At 54.5% G+C, this 20,731-nt stretch carries 19 protein-coding genes and 2 tRNA genes; 11 read left to right on the top strand and 10 right to left on the bottom strand.

The genetic code is table 11. The annotated features are described in order from the left end of the window. Positions 1 to 10 precede the first annotated feature (10 nt). Positions 11 to 1,372 carry a sigma 54-interacting transcriptional regulator gene (locus ACZ5CE_RS10010; RefSeq protein WP_464574760.1) on the top strand — a complete coding sequence of 454 codons (1,362 nt, stop codon included), beginning with the start codon at positions 11 to 13 and terminating at the stop codon, positions 1,370 to 1,372. 85 nt (positions 1,373 to 1,457) lie between these two features. Here ACZ5CE_RS10010 and ACZ5CE_RS10005 read toward each other — a convergent pair whose 3' ends face one another. The 5 genes from ACZ5CE_RS10005 to ACZ5CE_RS09985 form a co-directional block, all read right to left on the bottom strand. Then, positions 1,458 to 4,388 (bottom strand): bifunctional diguanylate cyclase/phosphodiesterase, encoded by a 2,931-nt coding sequence (locus ACZ5CE_RS10005; RefSeq protein WP_464574759.1) that lies wholly within the window; start codon positions 4,386 to 4,388, stop codon positions 1,458 to 1,460. An 11-nt stretch (positions 4,389 to 4,399) separates the two neighbouring features. Beyond that, positions 4,400 to 5,662 carry a porin family protein gene (locus tag ACZ5CE_RS10000; protein ID WP_464574758.1) on the bottom strand — a complete coding sequence of 421 codons (1,263 nt, stop codon included), beginning with the start codon at positions 5,660 to 5,662 and terminating at the stop codon, positions 4,400 to 4,402. After that, a complete protein-coding gene (locus tag ACZ5CE_RS09995) occupies positions 5,643 to 6,032 on the bottom strand; it encodes a hypothetical protein (RefSeq protein WP_464574757.1) in 390 nt (129 codons plus the stop codon). The genes ACZ5CE_RS10000 and ACZ5CE_RS09995 overlap by 20 nt, the downstream gene beginning before the upstream one ends. Positions 6,033 to 6,284: 252 nt before the next feature. Next, positions 6,285 to 7,076 carry a PEP-CTERM/exosortase system-associated acyltransferase gene (locus ACZ5CE_RS09990; RefSeq protein ID WP_464574756.1) on the bottom strand — a complete coding sequence of 264 codons (792 nt, stop codon included), beginning with the start codon at positions 7,074 to 7,076 and terminating at the stop codon, positions 6,285 to 6,287. 510 nt (positions 7,077 to 7,586) lie between these two features. Further along, positions 7,587 to 7,673: transfer RNA gene (locus ACZ5CE_RS09985), tRNA-Leu, on the bottom strand. A gap of 64 nt (positions 7,674 to 7,737) precedes the next feature. Between ACZ5CE_RS09985 and rnr the strand changes: the two genes are divergently transcribed. The 7 genes from rnr (at position 7,738) to dnaB (ending at position 13,803) form a co-directional block, all read left to right on the top strand. After that, the gene (rnr, locus tag ACZ5CE_RS09980) at positions 7,738 to 9,906 is read left to right on the top strand and encodes a ribonuclease R (RefSeq protein ID WP_464574755.1); all 2,169 of its coding nucleotides are present in this window, start codon (positions 7,738 to 7,740) and stop codon (positions 9,904 to 9,906) included. Positions 9,907 to 9,908: 2 nt separating this feature from the next. Further along, on the top strand, positions 9,909 to 10,691 hold the full coding sequence (gene rlmB / locus ACZ5CE_RS09975) for a 23S rRNA (guanosine(2251)-2'-O)-methyltransferase RlmB (RefSeq protein WP_464574754.1): 783 nt from the start codon (positions 9,909 to 9,911) through the stop codon (positions 10,689 to 10,691). A 151-nt stretch (positions 10,692 to 10,842) separates the two neighbouring features. Then, on the top strand, positions 10,843 to 11,220 hold the full coding sequence (gene rpsF, locus ACZ5CE_RS09970; protein ID WP_464574753.1) for a 30S ribosomal protein S6: 378 nt from the start codon (positions 10,843 to 10,845) through the stop codon (positions 11,218 to 11,220). 9 nt (positions 11,221 to 11,229) lie between these two features. After that, positions 11,230 to 11,526 (top strand): primosomal replication protein N, encoded by a 297-nt coding sequence (priB, locus tag ACZ5CE_RS09965; RefSeq protein ID WP_464574752.1) that lies wholly within the window; start codon positions 11,230 to 11,232, stop codon positions 11,524 to 11,526. A 16-nt stretch (positions 11,527 to 11,542) separates the two neighbouring features. Continuing rightward, on the top strand, positions 11,543 to 11,827 hold the full coding sequence (gene rpsR, locus ACZ5CE_RS09960) for a 30S ribosomal protein S18 (RefSeq protein WP_464574750.1): 285 nt from the start codon (positions 11,543 to 11,545) through the stop codon (positions 11,825 to 11,827). Between the two features lie 8 nt (positions 11,828 to 11,835). After that, the gene (gene rplI, locus ACZ5CE_RS09955) at positions 11,836 to 12,285 is read left to right on the top strand and encodes a 50S ribosomal protein L9 (RefSeq protein WP_464574748.1); all 450 of its coding nucleotides are present in this window, start codon (positions 11,836 to 11,838) and stop codon (positions 12,283 to 12,285) included. A 129-nt stretch (positions 12,286 to 12,414) separates the two neighbouring features. After that, entirely contained in the window at positions 12,415 to 13,803 is a 1,389-nt protein-coding gene (gene dnaB / locus ACZ5CE_RS09950; RefSeq protein WP_464574747.1) for a replicative DNA helicase, read from the top strand. Between the two features lie 118 nt (positions 13,804 to 13,921). Here the strand turns inward: dnaB and ACZ5CE_RS09945 are convergent, their stop codons facing one another. The 3 genes from ACZ5CE_RS09945 to queD all read right to left on the bottom strand — a co-directional run bounded on the left by ACZ5CE_RS09945 (position 13,922) and on the right by queD (position 16,485). Beyond that, on the bottom strand, positions 13,922 to 15,265 hold the full coding sequence (locus ACZ5CE_RS09945) for a PhoH family protein (RefSeq protein ID WP_464577483.1): 1,344 nt from the start codon (positions 15,263 to 15,265) through the stop codon (positions 13,922 to 13,924). A 95-nt stretch (positions 15,266 to 15,360) separates the two neighbouring features. Further along, entirely contained in the window at positions 15,361 to 15,837 is a 477-nt protein-coding gene (locus ACZ5CE_RS09940) for a peroxiredoxin (RefSeq protein ID WP_464577481.1), read from the bottom strand. 162 nt (positions 15,838 to 15,999) lie between these two features. Continuing rightward, on the bottom strand, positions 16,000 to 16,485 hold the full coding sequence (gene queD, locus ACZ5CE_RS09935; RefSeq protein ID WP_464574746.1) for a 6-carboxytetrahydropterin synthase QueD: 486 nt from the start codon (positions 16,483 to 16,485) through the stop codon (positions 16,000 to 16,002). Positions 16,486 to 16,501: 16 nt separating this feature from the next. Between queD and ACZ5CE_RS09930 the strand changes: the two genes are divergently transcribed. Then, positions 16,502 to 17,362: a radical SAM protein gene (locus tag ACZ5CE_RS09930; protein WP_464574744.1), complete on the top strand. Its 861-nt coding sequence runs from the start codon at positions 16,502 to 16,504 to the stop codon at positions 17,360 to 17,362. 85 nt (positions 17,363 to 17,447) lie between these two features. On the opposite strand, the gene ACZ5CE_RS09925 is transcribed toward ACZ5CE_RS09930, so the two are convergent. Continuing rightward, entirely contained in the window at positions 17,448 to 17,732 is a 285-nt protein-coding gene (locus ACZ5CE_RS09925) for a helix-turn-helix domain-containing protein (RefSeq protein ID WP_464574743.1), read from the bottom strand. A gap of 324 nt (positions 17,733 to 18,056) precedes the next feature. Here ACZ5CE_RS09925 and ACZ5CE_RS09920 point away from each other — a divergent pair, with 324 nt between their 5' ends. Continuing rightward, a complete protein-coding gene (locus tag ACZ5CE_RS09920; RefSeq protein WP_464577480.1) occupies positions 18,057 to 19,286 on the top strand; it encodes an aspartate kinase in 1,230 nt (409 codons plus the stop codon). Between the two features lie 265 nt (positions 19,287 to 19,551). Further along, a tRNA-Ser gene (locus ACZ5CE_RS09915) sits at positions 19,552 to 19,644 on the top strand. A 333-nt stretch (positions 19,645 to 19,977) separates the two neighbouring features. Here the strand turns inward: ACZ5CE_RS09915 and ACZ5CE_RS09910 are convergent. Then, the gene (locus ACZ5CE_RS09910) at positions 19,978 to 20,349 is read right to left on the bottom strand and encodes a recombinase zinc ribbon domain-containing protein (protein WP_464577478.1); all 372 of its coding nucleotides are present in this window, start codon (positions 20,347 to 20,349) and stop codon (positions 19,978 to 19,980) included. Positions 20,350 to 20,731 lie beyond the last annotated feature (382 nt).

Below are 20,731 nucleotides of genomic sequence, written 5' to 3'. Positions count from 1 at the left end.
CCCCACATAGATGCCTGATAACAAAACTAAAATTCTTATTGTCGACGACGATACGGATCTGCTCGAATTATTGGTGATACGGCTGACCGCGGCTGGCTACAAGACTGACGCGGTACAGAGCGCGGAGGCCGCGCTTAATTATCTGGCCGTGTCCTGCCCGCAACTGGTCATCAGCGATATGCAAATGAGCGGCATGGACGGGATGGCTTTGTTCGATCATATCCATCGCACGTTGCCTACCCTGCCGGTAATCATTCTCACGGCGCATGGAACGATTCCGGACGCGGTCGCCGCCGTTCAGCACGGCGTCTTCGGCTATCTTGCGAAACCTTTCGATAGCAAAACGCTTCTGGCGAATATCAATCAAGCTCTAAGGCTTGCCCCTGGCGCGTTGCCACAAAACGAAACATCGCAGGCGGATTGGCGCAAGAGTATCATCACCCAAAGCGCTGTAATGGAAAATCTTCTTACGAAATCGGGACTTGTGGCGGAGGGTGATGCCAGCGTGCTCATTTACGGGGAGAGCGGCGTAGGCAAGGAATTGTTCGCGCGGGCGATACACGAATTGTCCAAGCGCCGTCAGCATCCTTTTGTAGCGATCAATTGCGGCGCTATACCCGAGCAGCTGCTCGAGTCAGAACTGTTTGGCCACGTAAAGGGCGCTTTCACCGGCGCCATGCGCGATCATAAGGGTTTGTTCCATCTGGCGGAAGGCGGTACGCTGTTTCTGGATGAGATCGGGGACATGCCTCTTTTGCTGCAGGTGAAGCTGCTGCGCGTACTGCAGGAGCGTCAGGTGAGGCCGGTGGGTTCGACGCAGTCGATTCCCGTGGATGTGCGCATCATTTCCGCAACCCATCGGGATCTCAAGGCGGAGATAGCTTCGGGAAACTTTCGGGAAGACCTTTATTACAGACTGGATGTCGTGGCGCTGACGATTCCCGTACTATCCCAGAGGCGAGAGGACATTCCGTTGCTGGCCAAGCATTTTCTCGGCACATTTTCGACAAAGTACGAAAAAAATATCAATGGATTCGCTCCCGAGGCGATGGAAATGCTGATCAGTGCTTCATGGCCGGGGAATGTGAGACAGCTGATGAATGTCGTCGAGCAATGCATTGTCCTGAGCACCGCTCCGCTGATTTCGCCCATGCTGGTCTATGATGCGATGCATAAGGAGGAGGAGCAGCTTGTTTCATTTGAGGACGCGCGCAGGAGTTTCGAGAGAGACTACCTGGTGCGCGTGCTGAAGATAACGGGAGGGAACGTCACGCAGGCAGCGCGTCTGGCGAAACGCAACCGTACCGAGTTCTACAAACTTCTTCAACGATACCATCTGGAACCGTCGGCTTTCAAGCAATCCCAGACATAAGCGGGGATCGGGCAGCGGCGGGGGTGTCAGACCGCGTCAGGAATTCCATCCCGAAAAGTCCCCGTCGCGTCCCGCGAAGGCGGGTTCAGGGCTTCCCTGGGGCCAGGAAATCGCTGAAGCCGAACGTTTCGGCTGGAGCTGGCGTTCCTATGAGGAAACCCTGCGCGTAATCGACCTGCATTTTTTGCAGTATGGCGAGCGTGGCCGCATTTTCAACAAATTCGGCAGTGGTTGTTTTTCCAAACCCTCGTGCCACATCACACAATGCTTTCACGAGAATCTGGTCATCGGGACTGTCGGCGAGATTTCGTATGAATGAGCCATCGATTTTCACCACATCGATGGGAAGCTGCCTGATGTAATAAAAGGAAGAGAATCCCACGCCAAAATCATCCAGCGTAAACCTGCATCCAAGTTTCCTGATCGTTTCCATTAGCTCCCGTGCTGCGGGAAGATCTTCCAGCGCCGCGGTCTCGGTTATTTCAAACATGAAGCTCGATGGGTCCGCCCCATGTTCGGCGAAAGCTCCCTCGAGAGTGGGCAATAGCTCCGGGTCGTGAAATGCGTGAGCCGACAGATTTATCGAAAAACGAACCGCCCTGCCGTTGTGGCGCAGTTGCGCGGATTGAGCGATGGATTTTCGTAAAACCATGTGATCGATGGCATGAATAAGGCCGGTTTGTTCGGCAGCAGGTATGAAGAGATGCGGAACAAGTATTGTCCCGTCATGATCGAGCATGCGCAGCAGTACTTCATAGTGATCTATGCTCTTGTTTGCAATATGCATTATCGGCTGGAAATAGAACAGGAATTGCTCATGCAGGAGGGCATACTCAATTTTTTCCTTCCAGTACACCAGGGTGTGCATGCGTTCCCGTGTTTTCTCTTCATCCGAAAAAATATGCCAGCTGCCCCGGCCTGCCTCTTTTGCCTGATACATGGCGAGATCCGCGGCTGCCAGCAGATCGTGCACATTGTTTCCATGTTCGGGAAACAGCGCAATGCCAATACTCGCGGAAGCTTTGTGGGTTCGTCCATTTACCGTGATTTTCCCCTGGTTCAAGCCGGCCAGTGCATTTTTTGCGACCTCTATCGCTCCTTCAGGGCTCGTTTGGGGCAGAATCACTGCGAATTCATCCCCGCCGAGACGGCCGAGTATGTCAACGCTGCGGATACTGCTCAGCAACGTGCGGGCCACCATTTTCAATAGCGCGTCACCCGCCTGGTGGCCGCTGGTGTCGTTGATATACTTGAACTGGTCGAGGTCGAAAAAGAGCAGAGCGCCGGAATAATTGTAGCGGGCAGCCAGGTTGAGCATCTGCTCCAGTTCCTCCTGGAAGCGGCGCCGGTTGAAAAGATCCGTAAGGGGGTCATGATCAGCCAGCCATGCCAAGCGTCCTTCCGCACGTTTATGTTCCGTCATGTCGAGGCCTACCGACAACATCGCGGGATCATCCGCCGTGAGCCGGGTCAGGCGCGAATGCAGCCAGAGAATGTGCCGTATCGATGAATCCTTGCACAATACATTCGCTTCATGGCGCAACTGATCTCTTTCACCGGTAAGCAGTTCCTCGAGATGAGCAGGAAGATCCTGCAGATCTCCTTCCAGGGAGAGAAGGCCAATGAAGGGCTTGCCCTGAAGTTCTTTTTCGGTATACCGGATAAGTGCTTCTCCATGGGCATTCAACGTGATGATTTCACCATTGGCATTTTGCGTAATCACGATGACCTGGGCAATATCCATCAGGTGGGTGATGAAGTCGCGTTCCTTGCTCAGTTCATCCATTTTTCTTGCCAGAATCCGCGTGCGGTCGGCAACCTGATTCTCAAGCCTTTCGAGTTGATGAGACAGGGCAACCGTTGTTTCATCCAGCATATCGATTTCATCTTTCAGCCATCGTTTCTCGCTGGCGGAACGAAGCGACGACCGAAAATTGCCGAAGCTGCTGCGTGCCAGCAACGGCAGGGTAAAGACGATATGTTTCAGCCGGGACAGCGGCCTGGTCAGGATCAAAAACAACAGTATTTCGGATAGCATGAGTCCTGCCAGCCCGATTACCATATTCTGCTGTGTGGAATTGCGTATGGTCTGGACAGTGGAGGTAATATCCGTAATGACTACCAGCTGAGCTTTATTGGAGGCGTTTATCTTTTGCAGCGGAAGCAATTTTATTTGCTGGTATCGTCCTTGCCAGAACACCTGGACACCCTGTTCAAGCCTGCCAAGATCTGGATAGTCCCGGGAAATTTTGTCCAGAAGGAAGCGGTTTTTCTCGCGATTCGTCAGGATCGTGATCCGGATCCGCCAGTTGGGAATCTTAATATCGCTATTTTTTCCTGTGTTCCCTTCATCCCTTACGAACAAGCCGATATCGGCGCCGGAAATGTTTTTGAAGCCTACCACCGCGTCCACCAGCGGGGCGCCTATCACCACGACGCCCACGCTTTGTCCCTCTACCAGCAGGGGAACCACGGCAAATTGCATGCAGCTTCCATCGCAACTCAGGGGACTGGAAAACCGTTCTTTTACATTGACTTCACGCACCCAGGACTTTATTGAATTGTTCCGTTGAAAGGATGCCTCGGCGCTGCCCCATTTCGCCAGAAGCTGGTTCGCATGATTGTAAAACTGCACCACTTCGATGCCTTTGTTGATCTGTAACAGCGCCCAATACGGATCAAAGATTTCCGCCAGTTTTTCCGGGTCACCGGCGATCAGGCTTTCCGTCATCCCTTCCATGAGAGGTATCAGTTCGGCAATCTGATGCAGACTTTGAGAAGTTTGTTCTATCAGGCCTTCGACTTCGCTGGTATAGCGCTCATGCTGCATGAGCCGCTGATTCTCGAAGTCATTCATCAGGCTGACGTAGGTGATGCCGGTGAATGCAGCGACGATCGCTATCAGTATCAGGCTGCTGAGCAGCAGCACTTTCCATTTCAGGCCAAGGAAACGGTGCTCGAGGATTTTTTCCGCATCTTCAAGCTGAGACATGCCTTTATGGAGCTTATTTTCCATCAGGATGGCCGCTAGAACCGGTATGAGCCAAGAATTGTAAACAGATCCCAGCGCTGAGACAGGTCACCGCGGTTCGGATTGTCCAGCGTCGAGAGCCAGCCGGTCCCATTCACATTGTGATACTCGGCACGAAGCATGAATTCGGGCGTAACATTCCAGCGAATGCCGACAGTAATATCCTTGGCGAAGCGGCTGAAACCCTGCCCTGCCCGTTGGACAGGTTGCTCGGCCACCCATTTTGTTCCATGAGGATCGGATTTGTCCGCCAGATAGACATCGTAACGGACAAAGCCTTCCCAATCGGGGGTGAAACGGTAGGCTCCCTGAAAATAATAACTTTCGCCCCAGATATTCATGTCCTTGAAGGCAACGAAATTATCGTATTCAAGGTGGCGCAGCGCATATTCCGTAGTGAGGCTCCAGCGCTCCGCATTGTATTGCGCCGAGAAAATTACCGGCGTAAAGCGGATGGTGCCGGCATGCACCGGATCAGCCGCGCCCGGGACATAGCTCATATTCAGGTGTGAGGCGCTGACCGCGAAACGGACACGACCGCCATCGAGGTCATAGTTCACCCGGCCCGTATAGGAAATATTCGGCGACAAGTGGCCAGGGAACTGCCTCCCGAACACCGCTGCCTCCGCTTCGTCGCCTCTTACTAAAGGGCGCACCACGCCCCCCTGAAATGAAATGTCGCCAAAATCCGACCGATATTCACCGTACAGGTGCATGCCATCCGCCGCAATCGCGAGCTTGCGCGTGCGATCGAAGTAGATCGACTGAGGCAGCAGTATGCTTGGCCGGGTGAAGGGAACGTCACGGGTATCGTTATAGAAACCCAGGGGAGTCTTCATCCTTCCCAGGCGTATACCTAGTAGACTCGCTTCCCCCGAAAAGTATGTGTAGTCCATGAAGCCGTAATCCAGACGGATATTGCCGGGACTTCCTTTTCCGGCAGTACGCGATATCATTTGCGCCGAGAATTGCAGCCGGGAGACCGGCCGCATGGATGCGTTTAGCCCGAATTCCCGAAAGTCGAAACTTCCGCCGTCGGAACTGCTTTTGCCGAAAAAATTGTTCTTGTCCGAACTGATCAGCCAGGACTGGCTGGCGAAGCCATGAATCTGGAGGTTATGCGGCAATGGCGGCAATGATGAGAGAAACGGAAGTTTTTGAGCCGGCACCGGAAAGCTCCACAGGATGATGGGCACGGCAATCAAGAGGATTGCTCGCCGATAAAGCAAACCCTGGTCTTTACTTGATCTGGAGCACATTGACTCTATCATCCATTCTGGATTTATATAAATAACCGATAGCTCCCGGCGTGCTCGCGACTTTTGTTAACATCTCCTCGGGGGAGTTGACGATATCCGGAGCTTGGCCTGTTCCCGAAAATACCAGCCGATCCCATGCGAGGCGTAGCTGATATGGGAAGACGTTGAGTTTTTCCTTGGAAAAGGCGATATGCAAAGGGGCGTCGTCCGGCAGGACAAACACTCTTATTGCGCTCCCGTCGGGCCAGGCATGGAGGCGCATGCCAAAAATAGCGCGTAGCGAGCTCTTGGAGATGGTTTTTTCCGCTACGCTGGGATTGGCAATGATTTCATAACCTTCATCCGCCCCAGCGGAACTGCAGTGAATCATGCTGAACAACAGCCAAACGAGTGTGATCCAACACGCAGGATTTTTTCTAATTGTCACGATTTTATATGGCTAGTCCGATTTATTGGATGCCGCGCAGACGGGGTTATGATGTCCAAGACAGAAAACAAACATGAGCAAACCCGGATAAGGCCAGTTCGCGGAGCGGACTGGCCACTGGGCTGTTACTTTATCAGCCGCGATCAATCATCTTGATAACGGACGTCGTGAAGAAAGCTGTAGAAATCCGGATGGCTATTGCCTGGTTTCAGCATGCTTGGAATCAGGTATCGAATTTCGTTTGCGTTCGCTTGCTATCGGTTTGATTCTGCCGAAGTCGGTAACCAGTTCCCAAAACTGGATATGCTTCTGGTGCATCCTGTCCAGCATCTTGGTCAGGTCGACATAATAAGGTTGGCGTTGGCCGTGATGCTCAACGATCGGGCCGGCTGGATCAAGCTCCAGGCCATAAAGGCCAAGCAACCGGTTCAGCGCGGGCTCCATCACCGATAGCCAGTGAGTGACATTATTTGCCACGGACATTCTTATGACGCCCACCGCCAACGCCAGAATGGGGTGGGGAAAGCGGCGCAGGCGTGTTGGAGTCCATTTTTCCACTGTCGCACCCTCCTGGAATGCGTGGAGCAGTTCATCCCTGCGGCGGTTGAATTGGCGTACGATAACCAATCGGGATATCTCGCCGATATCCTGCCTCGACAGTTTTTTGATATCGATGAGGGCTGGATCGAGCCTGGTATGTTGCTCGGTGGGAAACAGCTTTTGAGGATCGAGCGGATCAGCCAGTATCAAGCGCGCGGTGCCCACGAAGGCTCCCGAGGGGCGATGCCGCAAGAGCATGTGAGCGGAGTGGCGATCGTAGCCATCGCTCTCCATTTCCTCAGGATAGCTGGATGCTTCGAAGCCAGGAGCGCGTTGTTCGATACAGTAAACCTGATAGCGTAGGCGAAATACGGTACGCAACAGCTCAGGAGAATTGGCGTCGATTATTTCAAAGTATTCGTTAAAGGCCGCCACGACGTCATTCATTTAAAGGCTCATGTAACTTTAATGGAGATCGGGTTTTTAAAATGATTCGATCCGTGCATGGTAATGGCGCAAGTCCACCGCCCTTTGCGGATCCGTTTCAGGCGAACAGCAATCGGATCGAGTCTCAAGCGCACTTGTTCCAGTCGTGAGCGGGGATTCAAGACGTTCTATGAAACAACGGATTGAGAATGTTGAATAGCTGTAAGATCTTACAGCTGGAAATCGACGGGTGGAGCGTAACTTGAGCTACATTCGATATCGGGCCAATGAAAAAGGCTGCTGTTGCACTGTGGTTCCCGTGTCGGGATGTCAGAAATGCACGTTCCCGGTGTGCCGCTGTCGTTGCTTGCTATAATCCTAAATTCGGCGGTTGACCGCTCATTTCCGGTTTAGAGTTATGATTCACAAAAACTTTCCGCGGTACCCGGCATTCATCTGTATGCTGTATGGTGAGTTCGTTACAGGGCGGATTTTGTGATTGCAGCAGGCGGGGGATAGCCGTGCTTATCGTGGTGCCCAGAAGAGGACTCGAACCTCCACAGTGTTGCCACCGCTAGGACCTGAACCTAGTGCGTCTACCAATTCCGCCATCTGGGCGATGCGCGCTCTGTCCCGAACATGGACAGAGGCGCCAATTTTATAGGAAACCACTGCTTTGTCAATGAACAGGAAACGTGGACTTCGGCAGCTTGATCCTTATCTCGAACGCGAGAAAGAGCGTTACGGCCATGCTTTGCCCAGCCGGGAGTTCATCCTGCAAGTACTCAAGGATCAGGGTGTTCCCATTGGCGAGGAAATATTGCAACAGCTTCTCGCCATCACGGAAAAGGAAAGCGAGCTTTTCAGCCGGCGGGTGTCTGCCATGGAACGCGAAGGCCAGATCATGCGCAATCGCAAGGGCGATATCTGCGTTGTGGAGAAACTGGATCTCGTCAAGGGCACGGTCCAGGGGCACGCGGACGGGTTCGGATTTCTGATTCCCGATGACGACGGTCCAGACTTGTTCCTGAGCGCCAAGGAAATGCGCAAAGTGCTGCATGGCGATCGTGCCATGGTGCGCGAGATCGGTATCGACCGCCGCGGGCGCAAGGAAGGGGCCATCGTGGAGGTGCTGGAGCGGGCGGTGGCCCGGCTGGTGGGAAGGTTGCACGACGATCATGGCATCCTGTTTGTGGAAGCGGAAAACAGGCGCATCAGCCAGGATATCCTGATACCCAGGGGAGAGTCCATGGGCGCGAAAGCGGGACAGGTGGTCATGGTCGAGCTCATCCAGCAGCCAAGCAAGAGTGCCCAGCCTATAGGCCGCATTTTCGAGATCCTCGGGAATTACGCCGCTCCCGGCATGGAAATCGAAATTGCGCTGCGTAAACATGAATTACCCTATCAGTTTCCGCCGCAGGTGAAAAGGCTTTCGGGGAAATTTCCATCTGACGTCCTGCAATCCGAGCTTGAGGGGCGCATCGATATCCGTCATCTGCCGCTGGTGACGATAGACGGCGAGAGTGCGCGGGATTTCGACGACGCGGTGTATTGCGAGCGCGATGGGGCGGAATATAAATTATATGTCGCCATCGCGGATGTCAGCCATTATGTGCATCCCGGCGATGCCCTGGACCAGGAGGCATTGAATCGGGGTAATTCCGTGTATTTCCCGCGGCGCGTGATTCCGATGCTGCCGGAAGTGCTGTCCAACGGACTGTGCTCGCTCAATCCCCAGGTGGCGCGTTTGTGCGTGGTATGCGAAATGAGCCTCGATTCGGCAGGTAATTTTCGTAATTATGAATTTTATCCTGCAGTGATGTATTCCCATGCCCGGCTGACCTATACCGAGGTGGCGGCGATGCTCGAGAATCCTCGTGGAGAAGAAGCCAGACGGCACCGCAAGCTGCTTCCCCACATACGGCTGCTCAACAGACTGTTCAAGGTTTTGTTGAAAGCAAGAAAGAAACGAGGCGCCATCGATTTCGAAACCATCGAAACGCAGATGGTTTTCAATGACCAGGGGAAAATTGACTGTATTCTGCCGGTCAAGCGCAATGATGCCCATCGTTTGATTGAAGAATGCATGCTTGCAGCCAATGTCTGCGCATCGGATTTTCTGAAGAAACACGAACAGCCCACGCTGTATCGCATCCACGAGGGTCCGACCCCGGAAAAGCTGGTGGCATTGCGCGACTTTCTCAAGGAATTCGGTTTGCAGCTTGGCGGTGGGGATCGGCCGAGCGCGAAGGATTATGCGAAGTCGCTCGAAAAAATAAGGGATCGGCCCGATGCCCAGCTGTTGCAGACGGTGATGCTGCGATCGTTGCGCCAGGCAGTTTACAGTCCGGATAACGTCGGTCACTTTGGCCTTGCTTATGAGTCCTATACTCACTTTACTTCGCCTATCAGGCGGTACCCCGATCTGCTCGTCCACCGCGCCATCAAGGCGGTGCTCAGGAATAAGAGATATTCTCCGGGGGACTGGCACGGGCTGGGCGTGCATTGTTCCCAGACAGAGCGCCGTGCAGACGATGCGACCCGGGATGTGGAGTCATGGCTTAAGTGCTATTACATGCAGGACAAAATCGGAGAGGATTTTTCGGGAGTCATCAGCGGAGTGACGGGCTTCGGCCTTTTCGTCGCCCTGGATGGAATATATGTGGAAGGATTGGTGCATATTTCAGAGTTGCCCAGCGATTATTTTCATTTCGATTCCGCCAAGCACATGCTGTTGGGGGAGCGCAGCGGAAAGCGTTATCGCCTGGGTGACAGGGTCAGAGTTCGGCTGGTGAATGTCGATCTGGAGTCCAGCAAGATCGATTTCGTGTTGGCCGGAGAGGTCGAATAAGGATGTCCAGCATCCGCTTCATATTCGGCTTTCACGCCATTCTTAGCCGCCTGCGGCAGAATCCCGATAGTATCAAGGACATTTTTCTTGATTCGGCTCGCCGGGACCAGCGAGCGCGCGACCTGGTGAAATCTGCGGAAAGCCAGAATGTGCGCGTGATTTCATGCGAGGATGCAAGGCTGTCGGCGATGGCGGGAACCGCCCGGCATCAAGGCGTGGCCGCGGCCGTCGATACATCCCGCAGTTATATCGATATTGAAGATATTCTCGATACGCTGATCGAGCCGGCTTTGCTTCTGGTTCTTGACGGCGTTGTCGATCCGCATAATCTTGGCGCATGCCTGCGAGTCGCGGATGCTTTTGGCGCACATGCGCTGGTCGTGCCCAAGGACCGTGCCGTCGGACTGACCGCTGCCGTGCATAAAGTGGCGAGTGGAGCCGCCGATACCGTGCCATTTGTCGTAGTGACCAATCTGGCCCGCACCTTGCGCGACCTGAAGGAGCGGGGAATTACGGTTATCGGGGCTGCCGCCGACGCGGACCATGATCTCGACGCGGCCGAACTGCGCGGTCCCCTGGCATGGGTAATGGGCGCAGAGGGAAAAGGCTTGCGCCGGCTGACGCGGGAAGCCTGCGACCTGCTCGTTTCCATCCCGATGCTGGGCAGCGTCAGCACGCTCAACGTGTCCGTCAGCGCGGGGATATGCCTGTTTGAAACACGTCGGCAGCGCCGGCAGCATGTATCCGGCCCGGCCTTCGCCACCCGCGCTGCGAGACGCCAATGACGCGGGAATCCAGGCACGGGCCATGACATCGGGCTGGACGCTATCATGCTTTTATAATTGATATTTTTTCTCCGGTTCAGTATAGTACCGACCTCTTCAACCTTGCCTCACCGTTTCCGCATTGCGGGAGGCTTTACCCATAAGGACTCCTATGCGACATTACGAAGTGGTTTTTATCGTGCACCCGGATCAGAGCGAGCAGGTGCCCGCAATGATCGAACGCTATCGAGGGATGGTAACGGCAAGAAATGGCCGGATACATCGCCTGGAAGACTGGGGACGCCGGCAGCTTACCTATCTGATCCAGAAAGTCCACAAGGCGCATTACGTATTGATGAACATCGAATGCGATCAGGAAACCCTGGATGAGCTGGATCATGCATTCAAGTTCAGCGACGCCATATTGCGTCATCTCACCATAAAGATGGACGGACCGGTCACCAGTCCCTCGCCGATGATGCGCGAAGAAAAATCCAGGCCGGCCCCCAGCACCACGGAGGATAGCCGGGAAACGACTCTCGCCACCTAGCGGGATTCGTTGAACTGCAATCAAACCGTGATCTGCGGCAAGATAACGGAGATATCCGGCTTGCGCTACACGCCGGCAGGCGTGGCAGTGGCGGAATTCAAAATCGATCATGCATCCCGGCAGGTTGAAGCAGGCAAGGAACGTCAGGTGGGATGCGAACTATCTGCCGTGGCGCTAGCGCAACTGGCGGAAAGAGTTGGCGGCATGGTGCCGGGTATCAGGGTCAGGCTGACCGGTTTTCTGGCAAGAAAAAGCCGCATGAGTCTGCAGCTGGTGCTGCATGTAAACAATCTGGAACCTATTTAGAGAAACAGGAAAAATCATGGCGCGTTTTACGTCAAAGCGAAAAGACAGCAAGGATAAAGAGAAGGAAAAGAAAGCAAGCAGGCCGCTGTTCAAGCGCAGGAAATTCTGCCGCTTCACGGCGGAGGGCATCAAGACCGTGGATTACAAGGATATCGAGTTGCTGAAGGATTTCATCAACGAAAACGGTAGAATCATTCCTGCACGCATAACCGGAACCAAATCGCGCTACCAGCGCCAGTTGGGCGTTGCCATCGAGCGTGCACGTTTTCTGGCGCTGCTTCCGTATACCGACTTGCACTGAGGATTGACATGCAGATCATATTAATGGAGAAAGTCGTCAATCTGGGCCAGTTGGGCGACGTGGTCAAGGTAAGAAACGGCTATGCGCGCAATTTTCTCATCCCTAAAGGCAAGGCAAAGCGCGCAACGCCCTCGGCAATCGCCGAGTTCGAAGCAAAACGCGCGGAACTGGAGAAAACCCAGGCGGAGATCCTGGCTGCTGCCCAGGCCAGCGCGGCAAAGCTGGATGGATTGATGGTCCAGATCACCCAGAAATCCGGGGTGGATGGCAAGCTGTTCGGTTCGGTCACCAATGCCGATATCGAGGAAGCGCTCAAAACCCAGGGTTATGAGATCGAACGTTCCATGATCCGCATGCCTCAGGGGTCGCTAAAACAGGTGGGAGACCATCCTATTGCCATTGCGCTGCATAGCGACGTGGTGGCGAATATCGTGATATCGGTTCTTGGGGATTCCTGAACAAGTTCCATCCGGTAGTAAGTTAAAAGGCTAAAAGGGCTGGTTACAGCCCTTTTGCTTTTTTGTCTCCTGCCCGGTGCTAGAATATCCCTGATATTCATAAGCGTTCATACATACCAAGCGGAACTCATGGTTCAAATACTTTCCGCCACCGCTCCCGACCAACTGCTGGAGTCTTACAAGACGCCGCCGCACTCGGTTGAGGCGGAGCAGTCGGTTCTGGGCGGCTTGATGCTCGATAACCATGCATGGGACAAGGTGGCCGATGTCATCACCGAGGATGATTTCTATCGCCAGGACCATCGCCTCATCTATCGCCACATCTGCAAGCTGGTGGAACACAGCAAACCGGCGGATGTGGTGACTGTTGCCGAGTCGCTCGAAATATCGGCTGAACTGCAAAACGTGGGGGGGCTGGCATATGTGGGCGTCATGGCCCAGAACACGCCTTCCGCTGCCAATATCCGCCGCTATGCGGAAATCGTGCGCGAACGGTCGATCATGCGCAAGCTTGCACGGGTCGGCGCCGAGATCACCGACTCGGCCTATAGTCCTTCCGGACGTTCCGCTTCGAGCCTCCTGGATGAAGCGGAAGCCAAGGTTTTCGAAATTGCCGAGGCGGGAGCACGGGGAAAGGAAGGATTCGTGGATATCCAGCCACTCTTGAAAGAGGTGGTGGAACGCATCGAGACGCTTTATAACCAGGACAGCCCCAACGATGTGACCGGCATCGCTACCGGCTTCCATGATATCGATCAGAAGACCTCCGGCTTCCAGCCGGGTGATCTGATCATCATCGCAGGCAGGCCGTCCATGGGTAAAACCGCCTTCTCCCTCAATATCGCCGAGCACGTGGCTCTGGTGCTGGAGAAACCGGTGGCGGTATTCAGCATGGAAATGGGTGGTGCGCAGCTCGCGATGCGGATGCTGGGTTCCGTTGGCCGCCTGGACCAGCACAAGGTGCGTACCGGGCGTTTGCAGGATGAGGACTGGTCGAAGCTGACCCACGCCCTGGGCAAGCTGAACGATGCCCCGCTGTATATCGACGAAAGCGCAGCACTGAATGCGCTGGAGCTGCGGGCGCGGGCGCGGCGGCTCCATCGGCAGCATGGCGAATTGGGGTTGATCGTGGTGGACTACTTGCAACTCATGTCTGCGACCAGCCAGGGAGAGAACCGGGCTACCGAAATTTCCGAAATTTCACGCTCTCTCAAGGCGCTCGCCAAAGAACTGCGCGTCCCGGTGGTAGCGTTGTCGCAATTGAACCGCAGCCTGGAGCAGCGGCCCAACAAAAGGCCGGTCATGTCGGATCTGCGCGAGTCCGGCGCTATCGAGCAGGATGCGGACTTGATCCTGTTTATTTATCGGGATGAAGTGTATAACCCGGAGACGCAGGACAAGGGAATCGCCGAGATCATCATCGGGAAGCAGCGTAACGGTCCGATCGGCAAGGTTGATCTCACCTTCCTGGGGGAATATACGAGATTCGAGAGTTACGCCCGGACGGGGCAGTATTGAGCGCGCTCTTCCACCCGCCCGATCTCATGGGTCCGCCGGGTGCGCAATACGTCTGCGAATCCTGGGCGCTTGCTCTTGTTGCTGGTTCCGGCCCCGGTTCTTCAGCAGGAATCCGCCATCACAATACTTCAGCTGCGTAATCCGCCAGTCTCGAACGCTCGCCGCGCTGCAGGGTGACGTGGCCGCTGTGGCTCCAGCCCTTGAAGCGATCGACGACATAGGTCAACCCCGAACTGCCTTCGGACAGGTATGGCGTATCGATTTGCGCGATATTTCCCAGACATACTACCTTGGTTGCGGGACCGGCGCGGGTGATGAGGGTCTTCATCTGCTTGGGTGTGAGGTTCTGCGCTTCATCGATGATCAGGAACTTGTTGAGGAAAGTCCGCCCGCGCATGAAATTGAGCGATTTCACCTTGATGCGCGAACGGATGAGATCGCGCGTGGCGGCACGTCCCCATTCACCGGGATCATTATCCGTCTTGTTGAGTACATCCAGATTGTCCTCGAGCGCTCCCATCCATGGGGTCATTTTTTCTTCTTCAGTTCCCGGCAGAAAACCGATGTCTTCGCCCACCGGAACCGTGACACGGGTCATGATGATTTCCGAATAGACCTTATGCTCGAGGGTTTGCATGAGCCCGGCCGCCAGGGTAAGCAGTGTCTTTCCGGTCCCGGCCTGTCCAAGCAGCGTAACAAAATCCACTTCCGGATTCATGAGCAGGTTCAATGCGAAATTTTGCTCGCGGTTGCGCGCCGTGATTCCCCATACGTTATTTTTGTGATGGGTGTAATCCTTGATGGTCTGCAGCACGACCGTTTTTCCGCTTCGTTCCTTTACCTGCGCATAGAATGGCTTGTCGTGCTCCAGATAGACAAACTGATTCACAAGAAAGCCGGCGGATAGCGAGCCGCTCACACGGTAAAATGTTTGTCCGGCTTGTTGCCAGGATTCCATGCCTTTTCCGTGTTTTTCCCAGAAATCAGCGGGCAACTCCTGTATGCCCGAGAACAGCAGATCGCTGTCTTCCAGTACCTTGTCGTTGAAGTAATCTTCCGCCGCCAATCCCAGTGCGCGGGCCTTGATGCGCATGTTGATGTCTTTTGAAACCAGCGCCACCGTACGGTTGGGATGGGTTTCATGCAAATGCTTGACGACGCTAATAATCTGGTTGTCCGCGCTGCCGCTGGCGAGACGCATGGGCAGGACACTGCTGATCGCCTCGGTCTGGAGGAACAGACGGCCGGTTGCGGTCTGGCTCCCGTGCGATTCCAGCGAAATTCCCTCGTCGATGTCGCTTACGGCACTGCATATGATTTCATCCAGAAAGCGGCTGGTCTGCCGGGCATTGCGCGCGACTTCCGACATGCCTTTTTTGTTGTGATCGAGTTCTTCCAGAGTGACCATGGGAATGTAGATATCATGCTCTTGGAAGCGGAACAAGCTGGTGGGATCATGCATCAGCACGTTACTGTCGAGCACAAACAGCTTGGGGTTGGCCCGCAGATGAGTGATCGGCGTAATGGAAGGCCGGGAAGGCGCAGCTTTCCGCGTGCTCATGACGTTGTCCGAGGCAGGGTCTTGATGAATTCCAGCACTTCCATGACATGGCCGGGGATTTTGACCCCTCGCCATTCCCTCCGCAATTCTCCGCTGGCATCGAACACAAAGGTGCTCCGCTCTATGCCGCGAACCTGTTTGCCATACATGTTTTTCATCTTCATCACATTAAACAGGTTGCAGACCGTTTCGTCGGGGTCGCTTAAAAGCTCGAAAGGGAAGTTCATTTTCGCCTTGAACTTTTCATGCGATTTCACCGTGTCGCGGGAGATGCCCACGATATCGCAGTCGAACTGGGTAAATTCCTTATAGGCATCGCGAAAGTCCTGGCCTTCGGTCGTGCAGCCCGGCGTATCATCTTTCGGATAAAAATAGATAACCAGGTTTTTTCCTGAAGCACTGGGAAAACTGAATGCTTTGTTGCCCGTTGACGGAAGCTCAAAATCGTAGGAAGGTTGCGGGGAAAGGCTCATATGATGCGTCCATTGAGAGATAGGGAGGGTCTGCGCCATTTTATCGTTTCATGGTAACAAAAACACCGCATAAAGCAAATTGGCTGGACGGGAAGCGCTGGAGGGAAGATCCTGGCATCAACCTAAGCGGATGGGTCGCGGCCGTAGTGGCGCGACATGCCTCTAACCCGTTCGACCTGTTCGACAGGGGGAATCGGGGCATGCCTGCTCCCGGGTGGCATCGGCCCAGCAATTGGGTGTTTCGAACAAACGCACCTGCTCCAGCCTGAGATGGTTTCCGTAGGTATCGCGGTATGCCGCGTCGAGCACGCGGAATGCGATCAGTGCGAGATTTTCCGCGGTCGGCGGCACATCCAGCACAATCGTCTTGTGATTTTCCAGCGATTCAAGAAATTGCAGCAGCTTCAGGTCGGTGGAACAAACCAGGAAAGCATGGTCCCATTTCTCCACCAGCTCCGCGTTCGCAATGCGCTTTACCTCCGAGTAGTCCATCACCATTCCTTGCTCCGGGGCGCCGGTCTCGGTGATAATGTCGCCGGACAACGTGATTTCCACAGCATAACGATGGCCATGCAGGTGGCGGCATTTGCTATTGTGAGAAGGTATACGGTGGCCGGCGTCGAATTCCAGCCTGCGAGTAATTAACATTCCGGGAATTGTAGCATTGAGGAGCAGCAGCAAACTACTGAACGTTGCCGACCATGACCGCGACAGCGCCGGCCTGACCTACGTATACCCCGTTGTATCGCGCCGGGGGGGAGGGGTATCGATAGGCGTGAATCTGAATCCGAACAATGCCTGCAACTGGCGCTGCGTTTATTGCCAGGTTCCCGATCTTAAACGGGGTACGGCGCCTGCCATTGATCTTGCCAGGCTCGAGTCGGAATTGCGGATTTTTCTGCATGAAATCCTGCATGGCAGATTCATGAAGGACCAGGTGCCCGCGAACGTGCGGCGCATCAATGACATTGCAATATCCGGGAATGGCGAGCCTACGAGCGCCAGGGAGTTCGAGCAGGTGATCGAGCTGATAGCCCGGGTAAAACGCGATTATGATTTGCCCAAGGAACTCAAGCTTGTCTTGATTACCAACGGAAGCCTGATCGACCGCAGCGGCGTGCAGGAGGGCCTGCGCCTGATGGCGGCGCTCAACGGGGAGGTCTGGTTCAAGCTGGACAGCGTAACGCGAGAAGGGCGGCAACGCATCAATAACACACGGATGAGCTTGAAGCAGATGCGTGAAAATCTCCGGACAGCGGCGCTGCTATGCCCCACCTGGCTGCAGACCTGCCTGTTCCAGATCGATGGCGAACCGCCAGACGAGAAGGAATGGGCTGCCTATCTCAAATTCATAGAAAGTTTGCTGCAGGAGGAAGTGCCGCTTAGGGGAGTTCTGCTATATGCGCTCGCCCGGCCGTCGATGCAACCGGAAGCACCGCGTCTTTCAGGAGTCAGCCAGGGCTGGGCTGAGGCGTTCCGCGGGAAAATCCAGTCCCTGGGGCTTGCGGTCACGCTCCATCAATGATCCGGATTCCAGCGAAGCACACAGTGACCGCTTGCAGGCAAAGGAGCGTGATTCAGTCGCGTAAATACACGAAACAACTATCGGGTTACTTTGCCTTGGCAGCTTTTTTCAAGCTTTTGTACAGATCAGGGTTCTGGCTTTTCAGTAACGCGGCCACCATCAGGTCGTCCTTTTTAATCTTGCCCAGATCGATATGCTCCACATGCACCAGGCGCACCAGTTCTCTTACCGGCCGCGGCATATTGCGCCCGCTCTCATAACGGGAACCGCCGCTCTGAGTGACGCCGACCTTGCTCCAGAAATCATGCTGGTTGAGACCGAGTTTTCGGCGGATTTCCCGAGGGTTCGAGATTTCTTCGAAGAGTTTCATGGGTCAGCTCTCTAGGTCATGTTGAAGGGATTATTGCACATACATAAATTTAATTTGTTTTCTTATTCCATGCAAGTGGTAAGTGCTATCTGCCGGACTTTTGGCATAAAATTGATTTATCATTATTGCATATAGTTTAGTTTTCTTTGCTGCAATCGGTTAAAATTATCGGCTTCGTATTTCCATTTTTTTGTTCAGGGTTAATTGATCCGGCATACTGTGCCTTGATGTGCCTGGACGTTCGCGTTCAAGAGGTTGCCCGGTTTCGCAAGACCAGGGATGGCTGGAGTGGCCGGCAGGCTGGATACTCGACACATACATATCGTGGCTCTTTTTGTTCAAAAATACGGCGGTACTTCGGTTGGCAGCACCGAGCGCATAAAAAATGTCGCCCGGCGCATAGCAAAATTCCGCGCAGCCGGCCACCAGGTCGTGGTGGTGGTTTCCGCGATGAGCGGGGAAACCAATCGGCTCATCGCCCTGGCCAGGGAATTCCAGGCCATCCCGCACCCGCGTGAACTGGATGTCATGGTATCGACAGGAGAGCAGGTTTCCGTTGCGCTGCTTTCCATGGCGCTGATAGATCGCGGCGCGAAAGCAAAGAGCTACACGGGGGCACAGGTAAGGATACTGACAGACAACGCCTATACCAAAGCACGCATTCTCAGGATCGACGAGGAGAGGCTGCGTGCCGATCTCAAGGAAGGATACGTCGTGGTGGTCGCCGGATTTCAGGGCGTGGACGAGAACGGAAATATCACCACGCTGGGACGCGGCGGATCGGATACCACCGCGGTGGCGCTGGCCGCGGCGCTCGGGGCCGACGAATGCCAGATATATACCGATGTGGATGGCGTTTATACGACCGATCCCCGCATCGTACCGGAAGCTCACCGGCTCTCGACGGTCACTTTCGAGGAGATGCTTGAAATGGCGAGCCTGGGTTCCAAGGTGCTGCAGATCCGTTCGGTCGAGTTTGCAGGGAAATACAAGGTCAAGTTGCGGGTCCTGTCCAGTTTCGAGGAGGAGGGACAGGGCACCCTGATTACTTTCGAGGAAGACAAGGACATGGAGCGGGCTATCATTTCAGGTATCGCGTTCAATCGCGATGAGGCCAAGATTACTGTTTTGGGTGTCCCGGACCGGCCAGGCATCGCATACCAGATTCTCGGCCCGGTAGCGGATGCGAATATCGATGTGGACATGATCATCCAGAATGTCGGCCACGATGGCATGACGGATTTCTCTTTCACGATCAATCGCAATGAATTCGAAAGGACCATGGATATCCTGAAGAACCAGGTCCAGCCTCACATCGGCGCGCGCGGCGTGGTCGGCGGGAACCGGATAGCCAAGGTCTCCATAGTGGGAGTGGGAATGCGCTCCCATGTCGGCATCGCCAGCAAAATGTTCCGTACCCTGGCGGAAGAAGGAATCAATATCCAGATGATCTCCACTTCGGAAATCAAAATTTCGGTGGTTGTGGACGAAAAATACATGGAGCTCGCGGTGCGCGTCCTGCACAAGGTCTTTGAGCTGGATCAACCGTCCTGAAACTGCTGAAAAGCGGCATGGCGCCGGTTCGCCCCCCTTATTTGACCTGGTGGGCAAACGGTATGAATGTCATACCGGCAAGCGTCATGCCGGCAAAAACCAGTATCCGGCGTGTTTGAAACATGCGGAAACATACCGTTTGCCGGCTTGGGGTTATTCCGGGTCAAGTCCCGGAATGACGGGATGTGTGATTTTCAGCCGGATCAATAGTTTGACCGTGAAATGTTAAAACGCTATTCTATTGCCTCTTTTTAGAAGAGGCTTCGGAGAGATGGCCGAGTGGTCGAAGGCGCTCCCCTGCTAAGGGAGTATAGGCTCAAAAGGCTTATCGAGGGTTCGAATCCCTCTCTCTCCGCCAATTGAAATCGCTTGCTCGAAAGCCCTCCTAACACCTTGAAGGGTAATGGGGTATCGGCGGTTCTAAGTCCTGAATTCCGGTGATATTGAAATCCATCCGGAAATGCGAGTTTAAGCACGGCATGACGCTCGGACAGTCGCCCGGAACTCCAGAGTTTATGCGGCTTAGCGATAAAATCGAGACTGGTTCTAAGTGCCGCATCGAATGAACGCATCGGGCGCAGCGATTGACCGGATTTTTCTACCAGAACGGCCCTGTTGGTTTCGAATTTCTTGATCCGGGTTTCATACGCCTTGACCATCGAATCGCTGTCCGTTTCGATCAGCCTGTCCATCAACTGTTCGATCTTATCGCCCAGCTTGCGTATTTCATCCTCAAGCGCTTTTCCGCGCTGCGCGGTCTGCGCTTGGCGGTAATTCCACCATGTCTCGAACATCTTGGTGGCGGTTTTGAATAAAGGTGCGGCAGGTTCGAGTGTGTGCAGCAGGGCTTCAAACTCCCTTCGATCTTCTCGCGTTGGATGGCCTTGTCGTAGCTCTCGCAGCGTTTGGTAGTAAAGCAATAGTAATACGGATAGTGCTTACTGCGCCCCTTGGTCCAGCAAGCAGTGAGCGGGTTGTCGCACTCAGCGCACCGTACCACTGATCTCAACGGAAAATCCTCGTTCAAATTTTTACGCGCAGGGATTTTGGCTTTTTCCTGCATGCGCATCTGGATTTTCTGGGGTGTCATACACGCCTGAAAAGCTTAAACCCGCTGACCACGCGCGCGGCGCAAGATGTGCGCTGTACTACAAAATGTGCCATTTTTCTGTCCAGCGCATCTTGGCAAAGGGGCCGCTGCCCCTGTTGCATACCCCCGGCTGTGGCGCTTCCGTTCGACACTCTCGCGCCATGCACCGTCTGGCCGTTGCATCACCAGTCAGAGGAACCTTCAAGCTCCCCCGACGCCCGCATGACCGAGGGAGACTTCCGCTCTCCCTTGGAACCCATCGAATAAGGGGAGACTTCGGCTCTCCCATGAGCCCCTATCTACCAATCCTGCCCGGTTGGATACGTGTCTACATTTCGCTATTGGATGACCTGAT

The sequence above is a fragment of the Nitrosospira sp. TNL200 genome, assembly GCF_055386305.1.
Note: the sequence above shows the minus strand (reverse complement) of the source record. Positions and strands in the feature narration are given on the sequence as shown.